The organism is Alcaligenes sp. AB3, from assembly GCF_031844565.1.
Taxonomy (GTDB): domain Bacteria; phylum Pseudomonadota; class Gammaproteobacteria; order Burkholderiales; family Burkholderiaceae_B; genus Alcaligenes; species Alcaligenes faecalis.
In genome coordinates this window covers 86,923-112,125 of sequence record NZ_JAUZVM010000002.1, presented here as the reverse complement: position 1 = coordinate 112,125, position 25,203 = coordinate 86,923, and the positions used below count along the sequence as shown (strand labels likewise).

Here is a 25,203-nt window from a genome sequence, read left to right as displayed (position 1 = left end):
CGCTCATGATTCAGGTGCCTCCTGCTCCAGCATCTGGGCAATACGTCGCTTCATGGCCGGTTTATCTACCTTGCCGACACGGGTCAAAGGGAACTCTTCCAGGCTCTCTACGCGCTCCGGGCACTTGTATTTCGCCAGCCCTCGCCCAATCAGGAATTGCGCCAGTTCCTTGACGTCCGGTGCCTGATGGCCAGGGCGAGGAATAATAAATACGCAGGCCTTTTCACCATAAAAAGGATCCGGCATGGCGACCAGTTTTGCGTCGGACACGGCGGGATGCTGACTGACATGGGCTTCTACCTCTTCACAGCCAATTTTTTCCCCACCCCGATTCACGTTATCGTGCAAACGGCCTTCAAAGGAGTAGTACACGACACCATCAATACGGTGAGCTTTGACCATATCCCCGGTGCGATAAAAGCCATCACGGGTAAAGGAGCGTTCATTAGCCTCTGGATTCGCGAAGTAGCCAGTAAGGCTGGACGGCCCACGAAAGCACAGCTCGCCTACCTCACCCTCCGGTGATAACTCATCCAAAGTCGGCTTGAACAAACGGATCTCATCATCAGCACAGCCTGAACTACCCTGGGTTGCGTGGCGCACAGTATCCGGAGCATCCGCCGGAGAGCCCAGGAGCAGCCCCTCCGTAATGCCGTACAAGTTGGAACAAGGCAGGCCCAGATGCTTTTCCAGAGAGTCAGCGCGACTCATCGTGGAAAACAGTTTCAAGGACGACAGGTCATGACTGGCGATATCCGGATAAGCCATCAACTGCGGAGCAATTGGCCCGATCGACAAGGCATGGGTAACACGGTGCTCGGCAATCAAGTCCAGCATGCGTTTGATATCTACCCTGGGCATCAAGACCACCGAGGTACCGAATAAAACGGGTGGGATCAAGGCATAGAGCGAGCCGGCATTGTGAATTAAAGGCAGCGACCAGATAATCCGGCTATCAGCATCAATCTGATAGCGGCGAGACCAGCCTGCAGAGTGCCCCAAATATTCGGCATGAAAGCGCGGAATAATTTTGGGAACACCTGTAGTTCCACCCGAGAGCTGGAAACTTAAGACGTCGGACAGCCCCAATTTGATCTGCGCCAGTTTCTGCTTGGCTTCCTCAAAAGAGACACTGGCTATCAGTTGCTGCATGGCAGGCGTGCCGGTACCCTGGCCTCGCACCAGAACCAGATGTTGCAGTGATGCATGATGCTCCACCATGCTTTGAGCAAAGGACAACAAGTCAAAATTGGGCGAGAAATCAGCCTGTACGAAGTATCCTCGCGCCTGGGATTGTTCTGCTAACTGCCCTATCTCGACTTCCCGGTGCTGAGGCAAGGAACACACCGGCACAATCCCTGCCTTGAAGCACGCCAACAAGACAATCACCGTCTCTACCGTGGTACCAAGCTGAAAGATGGCACGATCACCCGGATTCAGACCCAGCTTCAGCAAAGCCGCAGCCAGTCGCTCACTGTCCTGATCCAGATCCGCAAAGCTCACGCTGCGCTCATCACTGATGAAGGCCATTCGTTCCGGGTACTGACGGGCCGTATGGCGCAAGGCATCGCCCACCGTGCTGGCAATCCATGAGCCACTGGCCAAGGCGGCCTGCGCACGCTCTGCACTTGGGTAAACAACGCCGTCAATGGGGTAATTGATATTGTTCATTTGTCTCCTCCCGCCCTGACTAGCCCTGCAACGGCACCAGGCGCACGATGTCTCGGTCAAAGCGCTCGATACGACCATGCAAGCCGCCGGTGAACATGCCATACCAAAGCGCCGGTTTAAGTCCCAGGGCTTTGCGCTCAAACTCAATCGGGCCGCTGGCCTGGATAATGTCGTAATCCTTGCCCGCCAGGACCTTGCAATCTGGATGCTGCTCCGCAGAACGGATCAAGGAAGAAAACTCATCGACTCGAGGTACAAACACACGTACCGCCGCACTTTCTGCTTGCTCATGCTGGCCAACCAGTTGGGCTTTTTGATTCCAGACCACATCAATATCAGTCAGTAACTGCCCCTTGGCGAAGGCCTGATCTTCCAAGGCCATAGCGGCCTCCAGCGTAATCTGGGCATCCAGAGCATCCAATTGCGTCAATGGGCGCAACTTATGCGTGAATTCCACGAAATAACCATTGGGATCACGCACATAAATCGACTCGATCACCTCATGGCGGGTTTCCACGGAAACGTCCAGATTCTGCGCTTCCAGACGCTCTTTCCAGGCACGCAGCTCTTGAGGACCGTCCACCAGCCAGGCGGTATGAGTGGCATCTGCCTCATGATCATCGGGCAAAGGACGAGCCGCTGCGCGAGTACGCATTCCTGCAGGCTCTTGAGACCCCAGGTAGTAGAAAAACGCAATGGTGCTGCCATTGCCGCTATCAAAGAAAAAATGCAGAAAATCAGGATGAGTCGTTGGCCCCCAGCCACGTGCCGAGATCACATGCACCAATGGCAAACCCAATCTGTCGCGATAGAACTCTACCGTTTCACGCAAACGCCACGTAGGGCGAGCAGTATGGTCCACACCGAGTAGGGTCAGACGGGGAAGATTACGTTCAGGCATAGCTAGCCCTCCTTATGAACAGGATGTATCTGGAATGGGATGAAATAGCGCCTGTGTGCGCTATCAGGTCAGGGCTAGTGAGGCACTAGCGTGGAAAGTGTTCAAGCAACCATTGCGCCAGCAAGCGTCCCGCCTCCAAGCGCCCCGGTTCTTCGGCCTCTGTCAACGCTCTGCCATGGTGATCACCTCGAACCCGTAAATGCTGCTTATCGGACGCCCCTAAGGCCGCCACAATGCCTTGCACATCGCTGGGGAAACAGGCCTGATCCCCGGTGTACTCAATCACTAGAACAGGGGCTGAAATATCGGGAGCCGTCTTGAGCAAAGAAGCGTTGGACGACAAGGCGGACCAGGTAGACAGCCAGCTCTCCGGTGTGCACTGACGAGCAAAACCAACCGCTCCGTAATTCGACGCATACGGATTCGCTCCCCACAAGGAACCAGGCTTTCGATCGGAACTGTCTTGCGACAAATCAAAGCAGCGTAGATCGGCGTCCGTGCGCCAGACATTGATAATGGGGGTATGCGCGGCCAGACGACGATCTTCCTGACTGGCCTGCGCCCCTGCCTCCTTGACACGCTGACGTGCTTGTTGACGACGCGCGATCAGTTCACGGGCGTATTGATCAATACGGGCGACACGGTCACGCTGTGCGGCGCGATAGCGTTCAATAAACTGAACGCTATAGCTGGCCTGGCCTTTTTCTGCATAGCCATTATCGGGAGACAAGGGGTCCAGCGCAGGGTCAATGGATAGGGGATCGCTCTCATTCAGTACGCTGGGATCAATACAGTTAAGCAATAGCATCCCTTGACCGGGATGCGGGCCTATCAGCACCACCCCGTCTACTGCAGGCATATCCAGATCTGCCAAGTTCGTGGGCCGCCCGGCTGGCGTGCGCGCAATGCGCTGCTCTGCAGGCAAGGCCGATTGCTGGGCATACAGGGCATACAAGCCCGCGCCGCCCGAATTCCCCAACAAGATGATGCGTTTGAAACCCGCTGAACGCAGATATTGCAGGCCAGCGGCCACATCATGCAAAGCGAACTCGTGCTCCAGCCGCAAATCGTTGCCAACCGAGCGTGGCGATTGCGACCAGGCAGCGTAGCCTGCGCCGACGATATCGGGAATCAGATAGTGACAGGCCATGAATTCACGGGGATGCATGATGCACACCACCGTATCGGCCCCTTGCGCTGGAGCATATAAAGAGCCACCCGTGGCCGCTTGGTCGGCCGTGCGCAACACAACATTTTTCGTGATGGTGCCCGCAGGGACGTCACGGGGGTTCCAGTCGGTATTCAAGAAACCGGCGGTAGGCTGAGCGGTAGAGTTGGAATGACGGTTCATAGTGCTATGTGCAGGGCACAACCCATAACATTGATTTAGATCAATATTATTTTTATTCGACACTAACGTCAATAATTTGACTTAGGTGTTAATACTGAGTTGTGTACGCTGACAGCACTGTCAAAAACCCAAGAGTTAGTGGGACTTAGCGGCGCTCCAGACTATCCGTCAGTTTTTCCATGGCGTCGCGCATCTGTGCCATCGCCAGATCTATTTCCTGATTATTGTTGGCAGTCTCCGAGCTGGCGTCAGTACGACTCAACATACGCAGGCCAAAGGATGCAATCAATTCAGCAATTGGCTCTGTGGGCTTGCCTGCCCGGCTATCAAACCACCAGGCGCACCAGTTACACATGCCGATTATGGAAAACGCGGCAATATCTGCGTCTACTGACCTGAACATTCCCTCTGCAATGCCGCGTTCAATCACCGCCACAAAGCCCCTACGCACCGCACGGCGCGAGGCTTGCGCCTCCTTGCGTAGTTCTTCCGGCAAGCTGCTTTCACTGCGCTCTGCCACTCGAAACTGCAAGGGATGCTGAAGCACCAGCCCGGCATGATGCAAAATCAGCTGCCGCAAGGCTTCGTCCGGGGAAAGGTCTTCTTGCTGAATGACCTCTGCAATCAAGTCTCCTGCCCGCTTGGTGACGGCTGTCGTCAAACTCTCCAGCATCGCTTCCTTGCTGCGAAAGTAGTAATACAGCGCCGTTCGGGTCATGCCAACTGCATCAGCAATGTCATTGAAATTCGTGCCTCCAAAGCCCTTTTCAATGAACAACAAAGAGGCCGCATCCAAAATGGCCTGGCGCTGAATATCACTGCGTGTCGGGCGAGACTTCGCCATGGTTTTTTTCATCGTTTTTATGCTTAAGGTCAGTACACGATCTGTATTATTACTGGTCGCTGTGCAGGATGGGGACTTGGCAGCACCACAGTAACTCCGGAGATGTCCACAGAACTCAGGGTTCACGTCGCTGCGTGCTGAAGACATCGGGTTTCCATTTATTGACACTATTGTCAATGAATTCATAATTTCGTCAAACCCCGGTGTTCTTCTTAGGGTAGGCTCAAACATGCCCATCTCCCCTTCGCTCCGGCTCAACGAGCGCTTTCTTGAACTCTACGTTCTGGACCTTCCAGCAGCCCAGGCAGCCATTTCACGGCGGTATTGTTCTTATCGAGTTCGCCACGCCACGACCGACACAACGTCCCCCATCGTGCTGCATAGCGCCGTATCGGGTGCCGTCACGCTATCCACCTTGACGTTTGGGCGCGACATCGAGATCGAGCCGGAAGATCTGGACTCTTGCCTCTTAATCACGACAACGATGAAAGGCCACACCGAACTGGCGACACACCACACACGTTATGGCGGCGGGCCGGGAACAACCGCTTTAAGTGTTGCGGCCGATCAGCCACGCTTTCACTACACCCCTGCTGGAGAGGTTCTTAAGGTCCAGTTGGATTCTCGGCGTGTGTCTGCCGTGTGCTGGCGTCTGATGCAACGCCAAGGCCAGCAAGCCTTGCGATTCAACACTCAAATGACGGACCCAGAGGCACTACGGCGCTGGTTGATGCTGCTCGACTTTGTGGTGAGCACCTTGAATGACAGCGATATGGCCTTGCGCACATCACTGGCGCCCAGCATAGAGGAAATGCTGACGCTGACACTGCTGGACATACAGGCGCATAACTACTCTGATGCCTTGCGCTCGCCCATCACCAACATCACCCCAAAACAACTACGCCTGGCGATCGACTTCATGGAAGCCCATTTTGAGCAGGCCTTAACCCTGGCCCAAATTGCGGACGAGGCCAATTGCAGTATTCGCTCGCTTTCACGCGCTTTCCAGCAGTTTCGACAAACTACGCCCATGCAGCATCTGAACGAACTACGTCTACAGAAAGTCCACGAAGAGCTGCTCAACACCGCCAGCTCTACCCAATCCATTGCAGCCCTGGCTCTGCAACATGGTTTCAGCCACCTGAGCTCTTTTAATCAACAATACCGGCGCCGTTACGCAGAAAGCCCATCGCAAACCCGCGCACGGGCTCACGATGGGACTGTGTAGTACAAGAGACGGATTTAAGAAATCTTGTACATCCCGCCATCGACGGCCAGAGCCTGCCCCGTCACAAAAGCACCGTCATCGCTAGTCAAAAAGAGAATAGGGCCGACGATATCTTCAGGTGTTGCAAAACGCTTGATCGCCTGTTGCTGCCACACGCTGCGGGCCATTTCCTCTGGCAGACCGCGGGTGCCAGGAGTTTGTGTCAACGCCGGCAAAATCGCGTTAACGGTAATGCCGTCTTCCGCCAATTCATTCGACAAACCTCGCACAAAACCGATCACTCCCATCTTGGCCGCCATGTAGTGGCTTAGACCCGCCAGCGGAGTACCAATCGAGTTCGAGGAAAAATTCACAAACCGCCCCCACTGGTTCTTGCGCATCAAAGGCACAAACGCCTTGGCCGAATGAAAATGCGAATCCAGGTTCACACGCAAGGTACGTGACCAGAGCTCAAAATCCAGCTCATCAAAGGTCGCAAAGGGATAGATACCGGCATTGTTCACCACAATGTCCGCCCGGCCATATCGCTGGTCAACAGCCTGCGCAAAACTCGCCCAAGCCTTGGGATCACTAACGTCACCCGTCAAAACCAGTGGATCACCACCAACCATGGCTTGAGTTTCCGATGGGGTTTCAAGATCAATCAAAACCAATTGCGCACCACGCTCAGCCAAGCGGACAGCAACTTCACGTCCAATACCTCGCCCAGCGCCCGTTACTACCGCTACCCGTCCTTCATGGGTGTTATTCATGATGTCTCCTTTCATTTAAATAATGGAAATACAGCCTGGATCGCTTAGAGCGGGAACGCGGCCCGAATCCAGAAAGCATGTCCCTGCGGCCCATTGCGAACCGCCATTTCCTGTTGCCACTTTGCCGTCACAAACCAGCCCTTGCTGCTGGCGTACTTGATACTGGGTCCCACAGCAAACGCCCGATGACGGCTGCCACTGATCGTCTGCCCACCCTGCTTGTCATCGCTTGTCTGAACGGTGGCATAGCCACCTACACCAAGAACCCATTCAGGCGAAACCGACCATCCCAATGAATAGTCTGCGTACAACTCATTGCCGGACGTATAAGCGGTGCTACGGTTTTTTTGATTGAACAGGTAGCCAACTTTGACGTCTGCATTCAAGCCTTTGGGATCCACCCAACTAGCTGCCACGACTGGCCCGTAAGACCAGTAATTACGTCCGATATTGGCGAGATTGCTTTTGCTGTAGCCCCCGGTGGGAGCAAATACATCCAGCGCCCCAATCACATGAAAACGCTCGCTAAAGTGCCAACCAATGCCAGACGACAAAGTAATGTCACCCAGCCCCGTTCTGGTCTGGCTTCTACCCGCAGCGGAAACATGCAGGTTCACCAAAGGAACAATGGCACTGAGCAATACATCACCCCCCAGAGCCTTCTGAGGCGTGACCCAGACAAAGCGGCTAACCAGCGCATTGGCCTTGAGGCTGAAGTCCGGTGGTGACGCATCTTGCCCCTCGTTGCCACGCACCTTATTCGCGGAATACACCTGCCCATAGAACAGGCTATAAAAACCGGGTGGCGGCAATACACCCGACAAAAAGTTCTCGGCCCAAAAGGGGTAGACCGAACCACCACCCTCAGTCGCCCCTGCCAGGGGACTATTCAAAGCAAGCAGCAAGGCAGTCACACTGGTCGCTGCAGACCGTCCCGGGAATAAAGACATGGGAATCTCCTTTGCACAACAGCTAGCGCTGCGCCCCAAAAATCCCCAAAGCACCAGGCTGAAGATCCACAATCACACTCTTGGTCAGCGTGTAATGGTTCAACACCTCGTGCGCAAACTCCCGCCCAAAGCCACTTTGCTTGTAGCCACCAATCGGCATGCCCCCCAGGAAGTTGTAGTAGCGGTTCACCCAAACGGTGCCGGTTTCCAGCTCACACGCCATGCGATGCGCTCGCGCCAGATTGGAGGTCCACACGCCGCCACCCAGACCATAAATCGAGGCATTTGCCAGGCGCATGACCTCGTCGTCATCTTTCCAGGTCAACACGCTGGTCACGGGCCCGAAGATCTCTTCCTGCGCAATCTTCATGGTGTTCTTCACATCCGTGAATACGGTGGGCTGCACAAACAAGCCCTTCTCAAAACCCGGTACATGGGCACGACCACCACCACATAAAACCGACGCACCTTCACGTGGGCCTTCCTGTAAATAGCCCATGATCTTGTCCATCTGCATTTGCGACGCCTGCGGACCCAGTTGGGTGTCCGGCGACTGCGGGTCCCCAATACGAATACCGGCAAGAATCCGCTGAAGCTTTTCAAGAAACTCATCGCGAACCTGCTCATGCACGAACAAACGCGAACCTGCCAGGCACACCTCCCCTTTGTTCAGAATGGTGGACATCGCAGCACCTTCTGCCGCGGCATCCAGGTCTGCATCCTCACAAACAATATTTGCGGACTTGCCACCCAGCTCCATCGTCTGCGGAATGATATTGGTCGAGGCGTACTGCATCAGCTTTCTGGCCGTAGGGCGGGAGCCCGTAAAACCGACCTTGCGCACACGAGGATCCGTCACCAGCGTCTCGCCCAAATCAGGGCCGTAACCCGTCACAATATTGAGCACACCGGGAGGCAGCAGATCAGCCATCTCTCTGGCAAACTCCAGCACCGACAAACACACGATTTCAGAGGGTTTGAGTACCACCGTATTGCCAGCCGCCAAGGCAGGAGCGATCTTGGTTGCCAGCATGATCATGGGCACATTCCAGGGAATGATCTGCACCACCACACCTAATGGCTCGCGATGAATGATGCCGATAGAGTCTGTGCCCAAGGAGGACGTGTGATGTACCGCTTCCCCGTGCAATTGCCAGGGCGTGCCGGAGAAAATCGCAAACTGCTCGATCGCCATGGGCATATCAAAGTGTGTGGATTCACTGATCGGCTTTCCGTTGTTAAGCGTATCCATCAGCGCGAAATGGTGTGCCCGCGCCTTCAAGCGACGGGTGATCTCGTACAGAATTTCTTGACGTGCCGCAGGCGGTTTCCGGGACCAGGATGGGAAAGCGCGGGCAGCCGCATCAACCGCCCGCTTGGCATCAGCGGCATTACCTGCAGCAATATGCGCCAGAGTTTCCGCTGTAGCCGGATTGCCTAACGGTATGGTCTTGCCACTATCACCGGCGACCCAGGTGCCACCAATGAAATGGCCATATTCAGGAAGAAAACCCGCGGTGGTTGAATCGAGGGATGAGTTGGGGTTTGTCATCAAAACGTCTCCTTGTAGTCAATCATTCGCTCGTCTTGTCTGCGAGCCTGACTACAAGTTAGACGCCTACCGGGCAATGGCTCTACCATCCTGCGGCCAGGGGTGGCGGATTTTTGCCAGATTAAGCAAAAAAAAGCAGACGACACGTCTACGGGCATGTCGTCTGCTTGCCTTCTACTACAGTGAACCGTTTAGAAGCGTGTGCGTATACCCACACCAAACGTATCGCCACGCGACAAATCAGTCAGTTTGTCGCTGTAATACGCAGCATAGACATCCGTACGTTTAGAAAGCTCGTAGTCGTAGCCCAAGGCCCAGCTGTTGCGCTTGACCTCACTGGCCCCACTACTACGCGTATGGCCATACGAAGCCAGCACCTTGCCGCCGCCCATGGGGACAGACACGCCAAACTGCCCGCCCTTCATCGTGATATCGCCACTGGTAATCGTATTTTTCACGTACTGAAACTGAGCAAAAACCTTGGCAAAGTCAAAGTCGTAAGCCATACCCAACTGTGTCGCCCGCTGATGACGAAAGCCCGCAACAATGTTGTCCAAGTCGTCAGCCTGATTATCAAACTTGACCTGCTGATACGCTAATGTCGCAGAGAAAGCCCCATTGAAATACAGCGCATTACCACCCCATTTATTGGAGCCGGATTTGTTGGCCTCGTTGCTGAAACCATAGATCAGGTTTGCCGTGAGGCCATTGAAATCAGGCGTGGTGTACTTGACTGCGTTGCTCCAACCCGAGTCACCCAGTACACCCTGCCCTTGCATACCCAGATAGGTGTGAAATACCGCCGGGGAGAACGTGTAGGAATCCCCAAATGGGTTAAACAGAATGGTGGAGACGAAATAAGGCGTAGTCAGCCGCCCCAATGTCAGCGTGCCTGCATCGTCGCTTTGCAGGCCTACATAGGCACTACGAGAAAACATTGGATCGCCATTGAACCGACCCGCTTGACCTGTCTCTGGCCGGAAGAACCCTTCCATGGCAAACACGGCGCGCACACCGTTGGACAACTCCTCCTGGCCTTTCAAGCCCCAGTAAGAGGTTGTCATCCCTCCCCCACCTACCGTCCCTTCCCGCTTGTTGCCTCCTACAGGCTTGTGTACTCCCGTCCAGGCATCCACCAGACCGTACAGCTGCACATTGGATTGAGCGTGGGCAGTTGACCCTATTCCCAGCAAAGCGGCCAGCAGCCCGCCTGCCAATATCGGCATCTTTAGAACCATTGTGTCTCCGTTATCGTTTTCAGTATTGTGGTGATCCCCCTTCCCTTTTTCTAAGGGGGAGCCCTGACTGGGTGTCATCCACTTCATCAGTACAAACAGGCAAAGCGAACAACCCCAGTTTTTCTAGGGGCTTTTAATTTTTACTGTCACTTACAAGTGGTTTGGGAAGATGCGGGTGATAACGGTTATTCAAGCTTGTATGCTCGTTGCCTTTAAGAACGGCTTGGGTTTTTCTTCTGTGGCGTTGTGTGCTTAAGTAAGCGGTAGTTCTTAAGTGAAGGCTTGCAGAGAGAGCGAAGCCCAATGAATAAGCACAGTCGTAGGGTCGGCGAATGCGATGTACGCTAAGTCGCTAGCGTGGCTAAGCCTGAATCGAGTTTTGCAGAGGTTCCCGATACGGAATCTTCTAGGCGATTGAGCTGGCAGAAGACTGTTGATGGTGCCGGGGCCGGAATCGAACCGGTCCGCCTTGCGGCGGGGGATTTTGAGAGCGGCAATCCTGGACTTTCCTGGACTTTTTTAGACAACCGGAAAATTGTAAGCTGTTGATTAATAGGTATTTATTGTCTATTTGTGTCTGCTATAGTTTTATTCCATCTTGCGATAAACTGTGCACAAAACTGTGCACGAGATCAGCTAGATGAAAAAACAGATGACGTTAAAAACCGCGATTGAGACGATCAAGCCGAGGCAATTTTTGCGGATTGAGTCGGTATCGCCACGCGGTAGCCTTGAGGTGAGAAAGGCAGCCAAAGAGGGGATCACTTTTTATTATAGATTCACTCACGACGGTAAGCCGGATCGAGTGCAGATCGGTCTATATGACAAGCTCGCTCCGCCCAAGAGTGTCAATCCTACAAAGCAAGGTTACTCACTTTCTGCTGCTCGTTTTGCGGCGGCTGCTTTGGCAGCTCGGCACTATGAGGCTCGCGATGAAGGCGGCCTGCGGGGACTCTTGCAGCAGGCGAAAGCAGAGGTAGAGGCCAAACAAGAAGCAGAGGCCTTAGCTGCTGTTGCCAAGGGTTATACCTTGGAGAAATTGATGACCGTGTATGCAGATGGCCTGCGCAATCCTGCGACGGCTAAGGATACGAGGAACTCGGTTCAGAAGAACGTGAAGGTAGCCTTCCCCAAGATTGCCGCCACTCAGGCTAACCAAGTGACAACCGAGCAGATTTCGACTGTGCTACGCAAGATTTTGGAGGCGGGGCACAAAACGACTGCGAGACAGGTGAGGGCGTATCTCCATGCTGCATATGAGCAGGCCAGGAAGATCAATAACGACCCGGCTGCTTCCAAAAGGTACGCTCCGTTCAACGTCAAAATCAATCCGGTTTCTGATGTATCAAGTATCCCGAACTCCTATGGCGTGGACAAGAACCCGCTGATGCCAGAGGTGATGCGGGAGTATTGGAAGGTCATCAACGTCCCTGGCAGAGAGTCAGCGTTCCTGCGTTTGCACCTCTTGCTTGGTGGCCAGCGACTGGAACAACTGCTTCGGTTAAAGAATGAAGATGTGCGCCCCAACGCTGTTGTCCTGGAAGATACCAAGGGACGCTCGGGCAATGTGCGTCTCATTCTCATTCCGTTGATTGATGCGGCTGAAACTGCGCTCAACGAGTTGCGGTGTACAGAGGGCGAGTTTGCTTTGTCAGTAAATTCAGGTACTCCCCTGAGCGCGACCACTGTGCGGCGCTGGGCCAAGAATGTCGTGGGAGACTCCATTGAAGGGTTCTCACTGAAGCGAGTGCGCTCTGGCGTGACCACCTTGCTGGCTAAGCTGAAAGTGCCGAAAGAGTTCCGCGATGAGCTCCAGTCTCACGGGCTGTCGAGCGTGGAGAAGCGGCACTACAACCTCTATGAATACTTCGATGAGAAGAAAGAGGCCCTACAGGCGCTGTATGACTTTCTGAATGCGTCTGACGAAGAAAAGGAGCGGGAGCGCCGGCCGCGGGAGCGACGTGTTAGAACAAGGTCGCTAACAGGGCTTGGCGCCTGGAGGAAGCAGAGGCGCTAAAGTGTACGAACCCAGACTCGATCTGACATACACTGTCATCTCAAGTCACAACTGAGCTCCAATAGCCGCTTTCGGCCAGAAGCAGGCATTCACGTATGGCTGCTTTCAAGTAGCAATTTTTTGGTCGCTACCGGCCCACGGTGAGGCACCGAAGCCGAACCCATGGCCCCTGATGTTACGCTGCAAGACATCAAGCCGTTTCGCGCAGTAACTGTATTGAGTTGCTGACAACAAGATCAAGACAGAGGAGAAGGCTATGCAGCCACAGAAAGCACCGATCACACAACTGTTTAGCGCACCGTATCAGTATCAAATTCCGGTATTCCAGCGGGGGTACGTCTGGACGTTGGAGAAGCAGGTAATTCCGCTCTGGGCAGATGTGGCCAACCGAGCAAATGCACTCCTGGACCGTCGAACGCTGCCATCCGGGTCGGGAACACATGCCCTGCGGCCGCTCGCAAAGCATTTTCTTGGGTCGATTGTGCTTGCCCCGTTACAGAACAACTTCGGTCGGGTTAGTGCATATGAAGTGATTGACGGACAACAGCGAACCACAACTCTGCACCTATTGATATTGGCACTTCGTCACGCCACCCAGCATCTAAGGGATTCTCCATTGCCACAGATGCTGGACGTGCTGGTCCGCAACCCGGGCCCGTATCCGAATCATCCCGACGACCATCATAAGGTTTGGCCCACACAAGCCGGTCGTCAGGAAATGAGGGCATTAGACGAAGCGACGAGTGCCGATGCTGTGTGCGAGACCTATCCGGTCAAGATCGGAAGGACGGTGGACGGCAAGAGGAAGGTCGAAAAAGTCGAGCGGCCGCTCATGATTCAAGCCTACCTATATCTGTACCATGCATGCCTAGCTTACTTGAGAGGTGTCGATCTCGGGGATGCCGTCGATGCCGCAAGTGAGCGCACCTATAGCGATGCGCTAGTCAGCGCCATTCGGGGGTCGAACGTGGTGGAGCCATTGCAGGATAAACTCGATACCCAAACCGACAGGGCGGAGATCTTATATACGACGCTCAACGAGAACATCCAGTTGATGACTCTGTCGCTGGATGCCGAAGATGATCCACAGGTCATTTTCGAAACGCTAAACGCACGCGGTGAGCCGCTCCTCGCCTCGGATCTGATCCGAAACCTCGTATTTCTCGAAGCAGCTCGCGACGGTAAGCCGGTGGCGGCCCTATACGATGCGTACTGGAAGCACTTCGACGAGCAAAGTGACGATAAAAAGGTCGTCAGCGCGAATCGGTACTGGCGCGAGAAAGAACGCCAAGGCCGATTGTCCTATCCGCGCATCGACCTGTTCTTTTTCCATTACACGATCTTACGAAGCCAGCATGAAACACTGGCCACGCATGTCTTTCAAGGGTTCAAGGAGTGGTGGCAGAAGGAACCGCGCGAACTGGATGGTGAGCTACGCCGCCTTATCAAGTCGAGCGAAATCTTCCGCGAGTTGGTCTCTCCCGAGGGAACGACGTATTTGGCGGAGTTTGGCCGACTCGTCAAGACGTTGGACGTCGGATCCATAACACCACTCTACATGGCGCTTCGTGAGCGACTCGAGGCCGATAGCGATTCGCTTCGGTTTGCTTTGAGCGATCTTGCTTCCTACCTGACCCGAAGAGCGGTTTGCGGATTAACGACAAAAGGCTATAACCGCGTGTTCATGCGGCTGCTGGAGGTCGTCACGAATGCCCAGGAGAAGCCGGAAAAAGCACTTCGCGAAGCGTTGCTGAAGCTGGGAGGCGACAGCCAGAAGTGGCCGACTGACGACGAGTTTTCTGAGCGTTGGTCTAACCGTGCTGTCTATCGGGAACTCCGACCAGCCAAGGTTTGCGCCCTCCTGCGAGCCCTGGAATATGCATCGCGTGGATCGTTCCAAGGCTCGCAGGAGGTACCCGAGCAGTCCAAACTAACGGTAGAGCACGTCTTGCCGCAGACCTGGGAAGGCGACAGGCACTATCCCATTGAGGGAATGAAGGATGAGGACCGACTGGTTCGGAACCACATGGTTCAGACCTTTGGCAATCTGACGCTGTTGACGGGACCACTCAACAGCTCAGTCAGTAACGGTCCTTTCCTCGACTATGAGGAGGAAGGAAAGACTATCGAGGGCAAGAAGGCCGGTCTAGGCAAGAGTGCGCTGGTGATGAATACGTATTTCAACAGGCCAGCACTACAGACGTGGGACGATGCTGCAATCCAGATAAGGGCAAAGGCGACATTGGCCGCTGCGTTGCTAGTGTGGTCCCGGCCTGTTGAGCAGCTGGTAGAGCCCAGGAAGGTTTCGGATGCCTTGGGCGGCCAAGGATTGAAACTATGATTTGGTCAAGGGTTAGTCATTCGTTCGGTCACAAGGTGCGGATCGGTCACTCTTGAGGTCGTAACTACGCTGAGGGAGCGGTTCTCTATGACCTTATCGTGCCGGATACCGTATGGCCGATACTTAGCGGTCAATCACCCCTAACGCAGCATTTCAGTCATCTAACACGCCGAAGCCGTGCCGCTAGCGAGTGTCTGCCTTTGGGATCCAAATTCAATCTTGCGGATTTCCGCAATGGGTCGAATTCTGACCATGGGCGGAAATACAAGCACGACCACAAGGGTCTGCTTAAGACTGCGGAATCAACTGATTGCAGCTACTCGTTAGGTTCGATGAGCTTATGACCCAAGCATACGAATATTTCAAACTCTGAAAACATTGAGTGAAGCACGAGGTAAATATGGCATCGAACCATAAACAAGAAAGCGACGAGATTTTTTTGCAGGGCCTGCGTGCTGCCCAAGTATCTTTGCCGAAAGACGTCTGTCCCTATGATTTGGTGATGACAAGCGAGAACAGGAGTGGTGTGGCTCGGCTCATCTGGAATGATGGATGGAATTTCGGTAAATACGTTGCCATACAAAAAGCGCGCAAGGAGATGATCGAGCCGATAAAACAGGCCATCCGGGCCATATTCTCTAACCAGAAATCATATTCCGGGTCGTGCCGTGTCCGTAATCAGGGATTCCGAAAAGCGGGATTTAAGTATTTTTCGGCCAAGCGAGAAACTAATGAAATCGCTTCTCAGATACAAAAATCCAAAGAATTCAAGTTGCTAAAAGAACTTTATATAGAGGTTTATTTTCCGTGGAGGCCTTCTGAAGACCCATATACCTTTCGCGTCTTTGACCGACAACTGACGATTTTTGGTGACGATACTGAAGAGCGATTTCGAACACTTGTATCAAGGTACGGCGAACGCTACGGCGTCAAACAGGCGTGGCACGACTATGTATATGCGCCAGAACTCGATGAAATTGTTCGAAGTGCGCTGGGCGGTGGGTCCGATTGATTTTTGAGATGTGGGTGCCAACCCGCCAGGGAACCGGCTGTCGTGTTTGCGATGATGAGATGGTCCAGTACGCGTACTTAATGAGACCCAGTGGATGGTTAACTCACCTGTTTCGCGCGGACGATTGTTCGAGAATAACGAGCTGACAGCTCAGACCCACCGTCCGCTTTGGGTCGTTTACGGTCTGCCAGTGCTTGTCATATCAAGTCTAGATTTATACAGCTAAAGTTTGATCAGAAGACGTTGTGCTTAAGCGAAGCAAACAAGTTAAAACGTCCTACCGGCTCCGTTATCGCGCAGCCAAGCTGCCGCGTGCTTCCAGCCAGGCAGCGCTTTGTCCACTTCACCCCAGAACTCTTTTGTATGGTTTCGGTGCTTGATGTGGGCGAGTTCGTGCACGACCAGATACTCGAGCACATCCCCAGGCAATGACATGACCTTCCAGTGGAAGTTGAGATTGCCCAGTTCGGAGCATGATGCCCAGCGATTCTGGAGCTCCCAAACCCGCAGCTTTCCGGGACGGACACCCATCCTGGAGGCATACCGGTCAATGATCCCTGGGAGCCGCTCATAGCCTAGTTTCCTGTACAGAGCCCGGAGAAGCTCCTCCGCCTTGGCCAGTTGGCTGCGCTTCAATACCAGACGATCGCCTACCAACTCTAACGGCTTATTGGTGTCCGATCGCACATCCAAAATGCAAGGTTTGCCGGCTACATAGAATGACTCACCTGATACAAACTCACGTTTTGGCACGTTGCGGTTGAGCTCCCGCCACAGAGCCATATTTCGATAGATCCAAGGCAGTTTCTTTTCGACGACCTTGACCAGCTGTTCGTCAGCAATCGACGATGGAGCGCGTACGCTCACCGAGCCATCTCGCTCAATAAAAATAGCTACGCTCCGACGGGCAGAGCGCAGCACGGTGCAATCAATGTCAGCAACCTTAAGCATCAGCTGAGAATATCAGAATGTCGGGCTTTGGCTAGTTGCACAACATCCTGGGCCAGCGTCTCGAAATGCTCCACCAAAATATCCACGCCACTGTCGACTAAGCGGTCCTCGACCAAGCCCTGCAAATTCGAAACCATGACGCTGTTTGCCCAGAACCCAGGGGTCGTCATTTCATCCTTGAGCATAGGCATCAAGCCATTCACCAACGACTTCATACCTGCTTTGTCTGTCGAAGTCAGCTTTATGGATTTTTCGAGAGTTTTGAGCAACATTTCGTAAAACGGAACTGCTTTGGCGTCCACACCTTCCGTAGGCGCCTTCGAACGTCCAGACTTTGCGGTGCCAACAAGTAGTTCCAACTGCTTGGCCTGTTCGTCCCAGTTGTCCTTGTACTTCTTCAGCACCTCCTCAAGCTTTTCGGATAAGGAGCCAAACCACGCAGGATCTTCTTCCATATGCACGGTGATGTGCTTGCGAAGTGAGTGCTCCATCTCCGACGCCTTCGCCTTCGACGACTTGCCTTTCTTTACCTGATCAGGGAAAGCAGCGGACATCAACTCGACAGGAGGCACCTTCATGTTGATGCCTAAACTAATCAAGTGCTCGTTGATGAGCTTTTTGACCTTTTCGCCAGCATTGCCAAAACTCATCCCCTCATCTTTGAATCGCTCACGAGCCTGTGCTTTTAGCCAGGCAAAGCGCTTTGCTGGCGCTATATAGCTACTCGCCTTTGGATCGGGAAGTATCGTGTTCAAGGCCTGCAAGAACAACATCAGTAAGACAGAAAAGGTCTCGCGCTGCTGAATGTCTTCGAGCACATCCATCATCATCTCAAAGACCAGGTAGTCGTCCTCTGTACCAAGCTTTTGATTTCCCCAGTCCTCAGCGTCGGGCAGCTTGTTCTCCTTGAAGAAGTAGATGAGTCGGCCATAGGTGCCTTCCAGCTTGGCAAACTCCTCTTCCATGGAGTGCATGCCCTGCAAGATGTCATCCTGATCATCGCTGGCATAGATTTTCAGTGCCTCGCGCAGGTGCTTGGTCAGCCCAACGTAATCAACGATCAGACCGAATTTCTTACCCGGGTACGTGCGGTTCACTCGAGCAATGGCCTGCAACAGGGTGTGCTCACGCAAGGGTTTGTCGATGTACATCACCTGCTCGATAGGTGCATCGAAGCCCGTCAGGAGCATGTCGCACACGATAAGGAATGCGATCCCAGTCTCAGGCTTATCGTAGTCAAAGCGCTTGAGGAAGTTGTTTACGGCATCCAGCTCTTTAGCCCGTTTTTTTGCTTCCAGGACGCCGGCCAGCTCGTTGGTGCCATCGACCGACACAATCACGGCCGCCTTCAGGAAATTGATGCGTTTGAGGGTTTCAGCATCTGCGTCCGCACGCTTGGCATATTTGTCAGCGTACTCCTCAAGCGCTTTGGCGATGGCCCCCTCATAGCGAAGTGCTGCGATCTTCGAAACGCTCACGACTTGGGCTTTGAAGCCATCAGGCATGACATTTTCGATGTAGTGCTTCACCAGGTTCTTTGAGACTTCGGCAATCCGCGCCTCAGCCTCCAAGATATCCTCCCGGGTGCCGTATTTCTTCTTAATCGCCTCCAGCTCCTCCTCGGTACGCTCGGCGAAAAGATCATCGAATTTCTCGTCAAACTCCGACTTGTGAGACAACGCAGTGTCCGTTGTACGCCCTGTGTAGACAATGGGCAGCACTGCGCCATCTTCCTGGGCGTCTTTCAGCTTGTAGGTGTCGATGTAGTCGCCAAAGCGTTGCATCGTAGTCTGGTCGTGCCGTGCCGTTATGAGCGGCGTACCAGTGAATGCAATCTTGATGGCGTTCTTGAATGCGATAGCCAAGTTGTTGCCGAGATCTGAATACTGGGTCCGGTGGGCTTCATCAATAAAGACGATGATGCGATCGGATGAATTCACTTCGGGGAACGGTTTGAGCTTAGGCGCCGCCAACGGGATGCCTAGCGCCGACTTGACGCTCTCAGGGAGCTGCTCCGCAGCCTCACGGAACTTGTGGACCATTACCAAGTAGAGGCCTGAGTCATTGCCGGCCAGTTTTTCTCTCAACTCCTGAGAGCTACCGATGGTCGTAACTTTCTCCCCTGCCAGGTGAGCAGTCCCCCCGAGCTGATCTTCCAGGTCGGTGCGGTCATTGACCATCACCACCTTCAAATCAAACAGGTCCTTCGAGGAGCGCAGCTTCTTCACGAAGAAAACCATCGTCAGCGACTTGCCGGAGCCTTGCGTGTGCCATATAACGCCTCCGCGATTCGGTCCTTCGTTCGAGCGGATGCGGGCCAAAGCCTTGAGAATGGCGCGGTATTGTTGGTATCGGCAAACGACCTTGATGAGCTTGTCGCGCTTGGTGGCGAACAGGCAGAAATTCTGGAGCAAGTCGAGCAGCGTGGGCTTTGGGAGCATTCCCTGGATGAGAACCTCTTGAGCTCGAGGGGCTCCTCCCAGCGGCGGGGTGTAGGTCTGGTATTCGGGCGGCTCGATGGAGCGCCAAGTTTGGAACTCGTCCATTTCCGCGGTGATCGAACCATACACCGCCTGGGTGCCCGTAGTCGCAATCGAGAGCAGGTTGAAGTGGAACAGGCGTTCCTCGCCTTCCTTGACTCCACCCTTGGTCGACTCATCACGGCGTTCGGAATAGCGCAAAATTTGGCGCTTGGCTTCCTCCAGCGGCAGGCTGGTAAACGTGTTGGCCTCCTTGGCCTCAATAACCACCAGGGGTAAGCCGTTCACGAACAGTACGATGTCCGGACGGATGTGTTCCTTAGCCTGGCCTGGGGTATCAATGCGAAACTGATTGATGGCCACGAAGTGGTTGTTTTCCGGCTTGTCGAAATCGATGAATCGCGCCTTACGCTTTACAACGCCGGCAGCAGTCTCATGGTCGAGGTCATCGATACCGGCAAGCAGCACCTCATGCACAGCCCGATTGGCTTCAACCAAAGAACCTGGGCGGGACGTGATGTGCTCAAACAAAAAATCGAGTTGAACGTCGGTCAGCCAAGGGAGCCCAGCCTCATCCAGATTGATCGCCCGAACGGCCTCGAAAAACACACTCCTGAGCGCAACCTCTTTGAAACTGCTGCGATGGCTACTATCCGGGGAGGACGGCAGCGACTCGCCATGATCAATGACATCCCAACCAAGGGTTGCCAGCTGGTCGAGGAATGGTTTTTCTACTTGTAGGCGTTCGGACATTGTTGCTCCCTATGGTTTGTCTTTTTGTATAGGACTAACGCTTCTTCCCGGCCCTGTCCGGAGCGACGTAGAGGTTGAACATGAACACGTGAACCGTGACCTCTCTGGAAGGGTCCTCTTTGGACTGAAAGACAAACCTCCATTCACCAGCGGGAGCTGATAGCTCCCTAAGATAGCCAGGCCGAGCAATCAGAGCTGGGCGCACCTGTTCTTGGGTGCCAGAAAATCCGGCAACGCTCTTATTGAAGATGACCAAAGCTGCCTTGCAGTCTCGCCAGGTCAGGTAACCAAGCAGTTGATCGAGAGTTTCTCCAAGCAGCTTCTGACCACCCCACAGCTTGCACTCCGCCACAAACGCCGAACGAGACTCTTCTTCTATCCGGATGTCTGTTTTCCCGTATTTACGGAAAGTCTCACCGGTTGCCTTACCCTCGAAGATGACGTTGATGTGCGAAAGCATATTGTCCCGCAAGCCTTCTTCGCCAATGGCGGCATAGGTCTGTGGAGTGCCTTCGAATGACGCTCCCGCATGGCGGATAATTCTAAGGATCTCCTCAAACGCTTCCGCATTGATGGCTGGCTCGGGTTTGACACCGGTAGCTGGAACTCGTGGTAGCGGGCGGCTAACCTTCTTTACCATCTCAATGGGCTTGAAATCTGGCATGCCCGGCTTCTTCACCAAGGGAATGTCGAAAACTGCTGCAAACCCATCAAGTTGTTCCAACTCCTTGCGACGATTCTCAACGCTCTCTCGAATTTGGCGCGGAAGCTGCTCATTGAAGGCAGATAGCATCTGAGCCTGCCACCCGATGTAGTTACGAATATTGCTCAGTTGCGAATCCAAGGATTGTTTTAGCTGTTCCGGGCTTGCGCTGCTGGTGTTCTCGATACGGATAATGAGAAGTGAGCGGCGAGCATCAACCTCGGCGGACGGCAGCCCCGTGGACCATGTATTTGGACGCAACTTCCAGAGATTTGCGTCCCCGCTGAACGGGTAATAGAAGGTGAATCGAAAGCCTTTGGCGATCGTAGGCCCCGAGTGGGCTTGGACATAGTCAAACCGACCAGTTACATCGATCTGAGCCTCTTCTCTGTCCATAGACCGCTGCTCCTCATGGAGGGTCAGCGGTGTCACTGAATACTCGGCTACAAGATGCTCTACCAGCGTATCAATTGAGGTTGCCAAAAACTGATCTCGGCGCATGCTTGCTACAGCATTACGAGCTGTCTTAAGCTGATTATCAAGCGAGGACTGTAGGTCTCCATCGGAGAAGAGATAATTTCGCGTACTCCGCATCAGTGGGCTCCCGCGACGCGAACCGCGCCGGTAAGAAGGTCCCGCATGAGACCTTGCTTTTGAAGGCGAAGTTTTTCGGCTAACTCTTTTTCCGCGGCGATTTCTTCATCGGCAGCGTCAAGTAGAGTAGCTAGTTTCTTCTGGATCGCTAAGCGTGGTTTGGGAACTCGAAGAGCTTTAATGGTGGGGAGATTGAGTCCGGCCTTGGCTCCACCGTCATTCAGTTTTGAAATTTGATCGAAGCCAAAGGGACTGGCCAGAGCATGAGCTACCCACCGTGGATCAAGGTCAGTGTCGGTAATACGAGCCAACGCAATGTGTTGGTTGATGTAGGCCGAGCCTAAGTTCTTTGGAACGCAGCCGATTATGCCGAGGTCTGCGGTAATCGAAATCAATACATCACCCGCTTCGAGTCGAGTACGTTGGCCTTCTCCCCCCTCAGGTGGCTTGACACGGATGACATCTTCGAATCGAAGGTTCGGATGAGACCTTGTAAGATTGCCTATGCGAAGGAACAGATCACCTTCCGGCGAGTAGTACTGCGCCCATCCTCTTGAACCAGACGTAATAACGGAGCAAACACTGCCTAAGGCTACCGTTGAGGACGCGTTGATTGCTGATAGCAGTTCTTCTTGCACAAACCCTTTGCGACGCAACGTCAGTTTGTCAACTAGAGCGTCTGACGCCTCAATCTGCTCATCCAGCGCCGACAGCACTTCGGCAATTCCACGTTGCTCATCCAAGGAAATAGGAGCTAGTAGCCGTAGCATCGGAACTTGGGATGTCCTAAGGTGCAGCACGGTGGATCCGCTAGCGTTGTCTTTCATGAAGCTTCGTGCTCCATCGAGCATTAGCGCATAAGCCAAGTAACGCTTATCTATTAAATCAACATTTACCTCGACTTTTGATAGGTCCATTGACATAGTAATCTCGTCCTGAGGTAGTTTCGGAACTATTACAGGACAGCCAACAATATCGCCAGCCCGCGTCAGGTCTGTGTTCGCTATTAACAAGTCTCCAACTGCGAGTTTTTGCTTGGAGCTAATAGGGCCGGAGTAATATTTGATACCTTCTGGCTTATAACCACCGTTTTTGGCAACAGATTTAATTGTTAAAAAGGCAGCACCCTTTCCCTGATCGCAATACTGATCACTGGTATAAGTGACCCCTTTTGTGAGCTGAGCGACTTCTCCAAACTTTCGAAGGATCCATCCCTCTGGAACAGACAAAAACTCACTCATAACCCTTCTCCATCAGAAAGGCGCTCAGCTTCGCCGCTGCGGCTGTACGCTTTGCCTGAATATCCTGCAAAGTTACGGCATACTTGGCCCACAACAGTTCGATCCGTCCGACAAGCTGCGCCTGGTACGCTGCTACACGATTTTCATATGCGTTAACTAGCGTTTTCTTCCAGCGCTCCAGAATTAGCTGCTCAGCGTCCGCATCCGAGATGGCGTCTCGAGCCTTGTCCACTAGGACATCACGCTTGAGTTCAATGGCTTTCACAGTCTGCTTGGCGGCCTTCAGCTCATCTTCTTTGGCCGTATGCTTGGCCATCAAAGACTCAACCTTCGAGATCTCGTTTTCCAAAGCCTTCGCTTCAGCCGGAGCCGTTTTCTTCAAGGCCTTAGCCTCGCGTGCCAGTTCTTTCTTGCGAGCCTTCAGTGCATCAATAACGGCTTTGCGCAACACATCACCGCCTTCCTCGAAGTCGTAGGTGTCGAGATCGACCTCGTCAACCTCTTCGCCTTCCCCAGGCTCCGCAGCTTCAAATTCGCCTTGCAGGCGTACGATGGTTTCTTGAGCCTTCTGCAATTCCTTCAGTACGTCAGGGAACTGGGCGGCCAGGATGTCGTCTGCCGGAATCAGATCCGCATTCCAACCAGATGCGGCAACCGATTTGAAGTCAGTCGTCAGCTCGCTGGCAAACTCTGCAAAGGCTCCCCGAATCTGAAATTTGTCCAACAACCCGAAAGGCACCAAGGTGTCCTCGAGACTTTGAGCGAACTTCTTGCGCAACGGTACAAAGCTACCGAGTTTGGGCAGCTGCTTAAGGTCGCCAACATTGGCTTGCCACCAGGAGGTCAAGGCCTCTGCAAACTTCGCATTGGTGGCTTTCACCGAATCGTTCTTTTCAACCAAGAGCTTTGCTTGCGCTTTGTCGGCCTTCAGCGCCGGCACAAAGTCGCAATACGCGGCGTCCCCGGCGCGACGAGCAAACAGCTGATCACGCAAGGTGCCGTAGTTTTTCCAGTATCCTTGGAGGTCATCAATTTCGGTCGTGGGTACGCCGCCGTGGATATGGGCGCGCACATCCTGCGGCTCAGGCCGAGGAGAGTTGTCCACATAGCGACGGATGTTCAGGTTCCAGTCTTCGGCCTTCAGGTCTGCGAAAGGAATCAATTCGGAGTAGCCCTTCACCTCAAGGCGTTCGTGATACACGTAGGCTATCTTTTCGATGTCTTCCGGGCGAAGGATAGTCTGGTTCTTGCTCTCCTTGAATTCACGGTCGGCGTTGATGAACATCACATCCTTACGGTCCTTGGTGCCAATCTTCGACAGCACCAAAACACAGGCGGGAATGCCTGTTCCGTAGAAGAGGCCAGGCGGAAGGCCAATGATGGCTTCTAGGTTGCCAGCTTCGATGATTTTCTTACGGGCCTCCTTCTCGGGGCCACCACGGAATAACACTCCGTGCGGCATCACTACAGCAGCTTTGCCATCCTGATCTAGCGTAGCTACGATGTGCTGAACGAACATCATGTCAGCCTTCTTGCCGCTTTCCGGCATGAAAGTATGGAAGCGTTCAGGGAATTGCATTTCCGCCTTGGAGTAGTTCTGCGAAAACGGTGGATTGGCTAGCACCCGCTTGAATCGCATCAGCGAACCATCATTGATGTGCTGCGGCTTGCCCAAGACATCTTCGTTGCGAATGTCTGCTGCTCGGTAGCCGTGCAAGATCATGTTCATCTTGCAGATGGCCCAGGTGGTGCCCGACAGTTCCTGTCCATACAGCGCCATACGCTGGGCGTTACCTCCGGATTCCTCGACGTATTGCCCCGATTGGATGAGCATACCGCCGGAGCCGCAGGTGGGGTCGTAGACAGACATGCCCTCGATAGGCTCGAGCAGCTGCACCAGCAGGCGCACGACCGGTGCCGGGGTGTAGAACTCGCCGCCTTTTTTGCCGGCCGAGTCAGCAAAGTACTTGATGAGGTATTCGTAACCGGCACCGAGGAGGTCAGGGAATTCGAAGTCTGCGTTGGCCAGCTTGACCGTACTGAAGTGGGTGATCAGGTCGACGATCTTGTCGTCGGGCAGAACGCGCTTCTTGTCGCCCTTGGTGTGCACGAAATTAATTGGCTTGAGCACGCCGCTCAAGGATTCGCTGTTGTCTTCCTCGATGGCGGCCAAGGCCTTGTTCACCATCTCTCCGACGTTCTGCTTGACATGCATCAGGCCGCGGAATTGTTGGCCATTCTCGAGAGTGATGGGCTCATCGAGCTCCCAGCGTGCGCGCTCAGGCACCCAGAAGGTGTAGTGGGGACTGCGCTTGTGATTGAGCTTGGTCTCGATGACCTTTGCAGATGCACCAGACGCTTGCAGCTCCTTGAGCAAGGCTGCGCGGTCCGCCGCGAACTGGTCGGATAGCCGCTTCAGGAATAGCATCCCAAAGAGGTACTCCTTATATTCCGAGGCATCCATATTACCGCGGAGGATGTCACTTGCCTTAAGAAGAAAGGACTCGAGCTGCGTAAGAGTAAGCTTTTTGCGATGACGACTGGCCACAGATTCTCCAACCAATTTGTTCGGGGGTATCTGTATAGCGTTATTGCTCATGCATGAACCTTTAGATTTAGCTTTT

At 53.8% G+C, this 25,203-nt stretch carries 17 protein-coding genes; 4 read left to right on the top strand and 13 right to left on the bottom strand.

Annotated elements, in window-relative coordinates:
• Nucleotides 1–3: 3 nt before the first annotated feature.
• The 4 genes from Q9R35_RS05540 to Q9R35_RS05525 all read right to left on the bottom strand — a co-directional run bounded on the left by Q9R35_RS05540 (nucleotide 4) and on the right by Q9R35_RS05525 (nucleotide 4,767).
• Nucleotides 4–1,671, bottom strand: coding sequence for an AMP-binding protein (locus Q9R35_RS05540; RefSeq protein ID WP_311219501.1), 1,668 nt, complete (start codon nucleotides 1,669–1,671; stop codon nucleotides 4–6).
• A gap of 19 nt (nucleotides 1,672–1,690) precedes the next feature.
• Nucleotides 1,691–2,572 carry a VOC family protein gene (locus Q9R35_RS05535; RefSeq protein ID WP_311219500.1) on the bottom strand — a complete coding sequence of 294 codons (882 nt, stop codon included), beginning with the start codon at nucleotides 2,570–2,572 and terminating at the stop codon, nucleotides 1,691–1,693.
• A gap of 85 nt (nucleotides 2,573–2,657) precedes the next feature.
• Entirely contained in the window at nucleotides 2,658–3,923 is a 1,266-nt protein-coding gene (locus Q9R35_RS05530; protein ID WP_311219499.1) for an alpha/beta hydrolase, read from the bottom strand.
• A 145-nt stretch (nucleotides 3,924–4,068) separates the two neighbouring features.
• The gene (locus tag Q9R35_RS05525) at nucleotides 4,069–4,767 is read right to left on the bottom strand and encodes a TetR/AcrR family transcriptional regulator (RefSeq protein WP_311219498.1); all 699 of its coding nucleotides are present in this window, start codon (nucleotides 4,765–4,767) and stop codon (nucleotides 4,069–4,071) included.
• A 229-nt stretch (nucleotides 4,768–4,996) separates the two neighbouring features.
• Here Q9R35_RS05525 and Q9R35_RS05520 point away from each other — a divergent pair, with 229 nt between their 5' ends.
• Nucleotides 4,997–5,995, top strand: a complete 999-nt coding sequence (locus Q9R35_RS05520) for an AraC family transcriptional regulator (RefSeq protein WP_311219497.1) — start codon at nucleotides 4,997–4,999, stop codon at nucleotides 5,993–5,995.
• Nucleotides 5,996–6,009: 14 nt separating this feature from the next.
• Here the strand turns inward: Q9R35_RS05520 and Q9R35_RS05515 are convergent, their stop codons facing one another.
• The 4 genes from Q9R35_RS05515 to Q9R35_RS05500 form a co-directional block, all read right to left on the bottom strand.
• Nucleotides 6,010–6,747 carry an SDR family NAD(P)-dependent oxidoreductase gene (locus tag Q9R35_RS05515; RefSeq protein ID WP_311219496.1) on the bottom strand — a complete coding sequence of 246 codons (738 nt, stop codon included), beginning with the start codon at nucleotides 6,745–6,747 and terminating at the stop codon, nucleotides 6,010–6,012.
• 44 nt (nucleotides 6,748–6,791) lie between these two features.
• A complete protein-coding gene (locus tag Q9R35_RS05510) occupies nucleotides 6,792–7,697 on the bottom strand; it encodes a transporter (RefSeq protein ID WP_311219495.1) in 906 nt (301 codons plus the stop codon).
• 22 nt (nucleotides 7,698–7,719) lie between these two features.
• A complete protein-coding gene (locus Q9R35_RS05505; protein ID WP_311219494.1) occupies nucleotides 7,720–9,249 on the bottom strand; it encodes an aldehyde dehydrogenase family protein in 1,530 nt (509 codons plus the stop codon).
• 191 nt (nucleotides 9,250–9,440) lie between these two features.
• Entirely contained in the window at nucleotides 9,441–10,487 is a 1,047-nt protein-coding gene (locus Q9R35_RS05500; RefSeq protein ID WP_063689132.1) for a porin, read from the bottom strand.
• Between the two features lie 640 nt (nucleotides 10,488–11,127).
• Here Q9R35_RS05500 and Q9R35_RS05495 point away from each other — a divergent pair.
• The 3 genes from Q9R35_RS05495 to Q9R35_RS05485 all read left to right on the top strand — a co-directional run bounded on the left by Q9R35_RS05495 (nucleotide 11,128) and on the right by Q9R35_RS05485 (nucleotide 15,857).
• Nucleotides 11,128–12,504, top strand: coding sequence for a phage integrase central domain-containing protein (locus tag Q9R35_RS05495; RefSeq protein ID WP_311219493.1), 1,377 nt, complete (start codon nucleotides 11,128–11,130; stop codon nucleotides 12,502–12,504).
• A gap of 256 nt (nucleotides 12,505–12,760) precedes the next feature.
• Nucleotides 12,761–14,845 carry a DUF262 domain-containing HNH endonuclease family protein gene (locus Q9R35_RS05490; RefSeq protein ID WP_311219492.1) on the top strand — a complete coding sequence of 695 codons (2,085 nt, stop codon included), beginning with the start codon at nucleotides 12,761–12,763 and terminating at the stop codon, nucleotides 14,843–14,845.
• Between the two features lie 400 nt (nucleotides 14,846–15,245).
• Nucleotides 15,246–15,857, top strand: a complete 612-nt coding sequence (locus Q9R35_RS05485; protein ID WP_173862514.1) for a hypothetical protein — start codon at nucleotides 15,246–15,248, stop codon at nucleotides 15,855–15,857.
• Between the two features lie 267 nt (nucleotides 15,858–16,124).
• Here the strand turns inward: Q9R35_RS05485 and Q9R35_RS05480 are convergent, their stop codons facing one another.
• The 5 genes from Q9R35_RS05480 to Q9R35_RS05460 all read right to left on the bottom strand — a co-directional run bounded on the left by Q9R35_RS05480 (nucleotide 16,125) and on the right by Q9R35_RS05460 (nucleotide 25,127).
• Nucleotides 16,125–16,808, bottom strand: a complete 684-nt coding sequence (locus Q9R35_RS05480) for a SprT family zinc-dependent metalloprotease (protein ID WP_311219491.1) — start codon at nucleotides 16,806–16,808, stop codon at nucleotides 16,125–16,127.
• Nucleotides 16,808–20,041 (bottom strand): type I restriction endonuclease subunit R, encoded by a 3,234-nt coding sequence (locus tag Q9R35_RS05475; RefSeq protein WP_311219490.1) that lies wholly within the window; start codon nucleotides 20,039–20,041, stop codon nucleotides 16,808–16,810. Before Q9R35_RS05475 ends, Q9R35_RS05480 begins: the two co-directional genes overlap by 1 nt.
• A gap of 34 nt (nucleotides 20,042–20,075) precedes the next feature.
• The gene (locus Q9R35_RS05470) at nucleotides 20,076–21,245 is read right to left on the bottom strand and encodes a hypothetical protein (protein WP_311219489.1); all 1,170 of its coding nucleotides are present in this window, start codon (nucleotides 21,243–21,245) and stop codon (nucleotides 20,076–20,078) included.
• Nucleotides 21,246–21,337: 92 nt separating this feature from the next.
• Complete coding sequence (locus Q9R35_RS05465) at nucleotides 21,338–22,579, bottom strand: restriction endonuclease subunit S (protein ID WP_311219488.1); 1,242 nt, start codon at nucleotides 22,577–22,579, stop codon at nucleotides 21,338–21,340.
• Entirely contained in the window at nucleotides 22,572–25,127 is a 2,556-nt protein-coding gene (locus Q9R35_RS05460) for an N-6 DNA methylase (RefSeq protein ID WP_311219487.1), read from the bottom strand. The genes Q9R35_RS05465 and Q9R35_RS05460 overlap by 8 nt, the downstream gene beginning before the upstream one ends.
• Between the last annotated feature and the right edge of the window lie 76 nt (nucleotides 25,128–25,203).

Bases quoted from the DNA above. Each gene is read 5' to 3' on its own strand.
- Q9R35_RS05540 (WP_311219501.1), bottom strand. From the start codon at position 1,671: ATGAACAATATCAATTACCCCATTGACGGCGTTGTTTACCCAAGTGCA.
- Q9R35_RS05535 (WP_311219500.1), bottom strand. From the start codon at position 2,572: ATGCCTGAACGTAATCTTCCCCGTCTGACCCTACTCGGTGTGGACCAT.
- Q9R35_RS05530 (WP_311219499.1), bottom strand. From the start codon at position 3,923: ATGAACCGTCATTCCAACTCTACCGCTCAGCCTACCGCCGGTTTCTTG.
- Q9R35_RS05525 (WP_311219498.1), bottom strand. From the start codon at position 4,767: ATGGCGAAGTCTCGCCCGACACGCAGTGATATTCAGCGCCAGGCCATT.
- Q9R35_RS05520 (WP_311219497.1), top strand. From the start codon at position 4,997: ATGCCCATCTCCCCTTCGCTCCGGCTCAACGAGCGCTTTCTTGAACTC.
- Q9R35_RS05515 (WP_311219496.1), bottom strand. From the start codon at position 6,747: ATGAATAACACCCATGAAGGACGGGTAGCGGTAGTAACGGGCGCTGGG.
- Q9R35_RS05510 (WP_311219495.1), bottom strand. From the start codon at position 7,697: ATGTCTTTATTCCCGGGACGGTCTGCAGCGACCAGTGTGACTGCCTTG.
- Q9R35_RS05505 (WP_311219494.1), bottom strand. From the start codon at position 9,249: ATGACAAACCCCAACTCATCCCTCGATTCAACCACCGCGGGTTTTCTT.
- Q9R35_RS05500 (WP_063689132.1), bottom strand. From the start codon at position 10,487: ATGGTTCTAAAGATGCCGATATTGGCAGGCGGGCTGCTGGCCGCTTTG.
- Q9R35_RS05495 (WP_311219493.1), top strand. From the start codon at position 11,128: ATGAAAAAACAGATGACGTTAAAAACCGCGATTGAGACGATCAAGCCG.
- Q9R35_RS05490 (WP_311219492.1), top strand. From the start codon at position 12,761: ATGCAGCCACAGAAAGCACCGATCACACAACTGTTTAGCGCACCGTAT.
- Q9R35_RS05485 (WP_173862514.1), top strand. From the start codon at position 15,246: ATGGCATCGAACCATAAACAAGAAAGCGACGAGATTTTTTTGCAGGGC.
- Q9R35_RS05480 (WP_311219491.1), bottom strand. From the start codon at position 16,808: ATGCTTAAGGTTGCTGACATTGATTGCACCGTGCTGCGCTCTGCCCGT.
- Q9R35_RS05475 (WP_311219490.1), bottom strand. From the start codon at position 20,041: ATGTCCGAACGCCTACAAGTAGAAAAACCATTCCTCGACCAGCTGGCA.
- Q9R35_RS05470 (WP_311219489.1), bottom strand. From the start codon at position 21,245: ATGCGCCGAGATCAGTTTTTGGCAACCTCAATTGATACGCTGGTAGAG.
- Q9R35_RS05465 (WP_311219488.1), bottom strand. From the start codon at position 22,579: ATGAGTGAGTTTTTGTCTGTTCCAGAGGGATGGATCCTTCGAAAGTTT.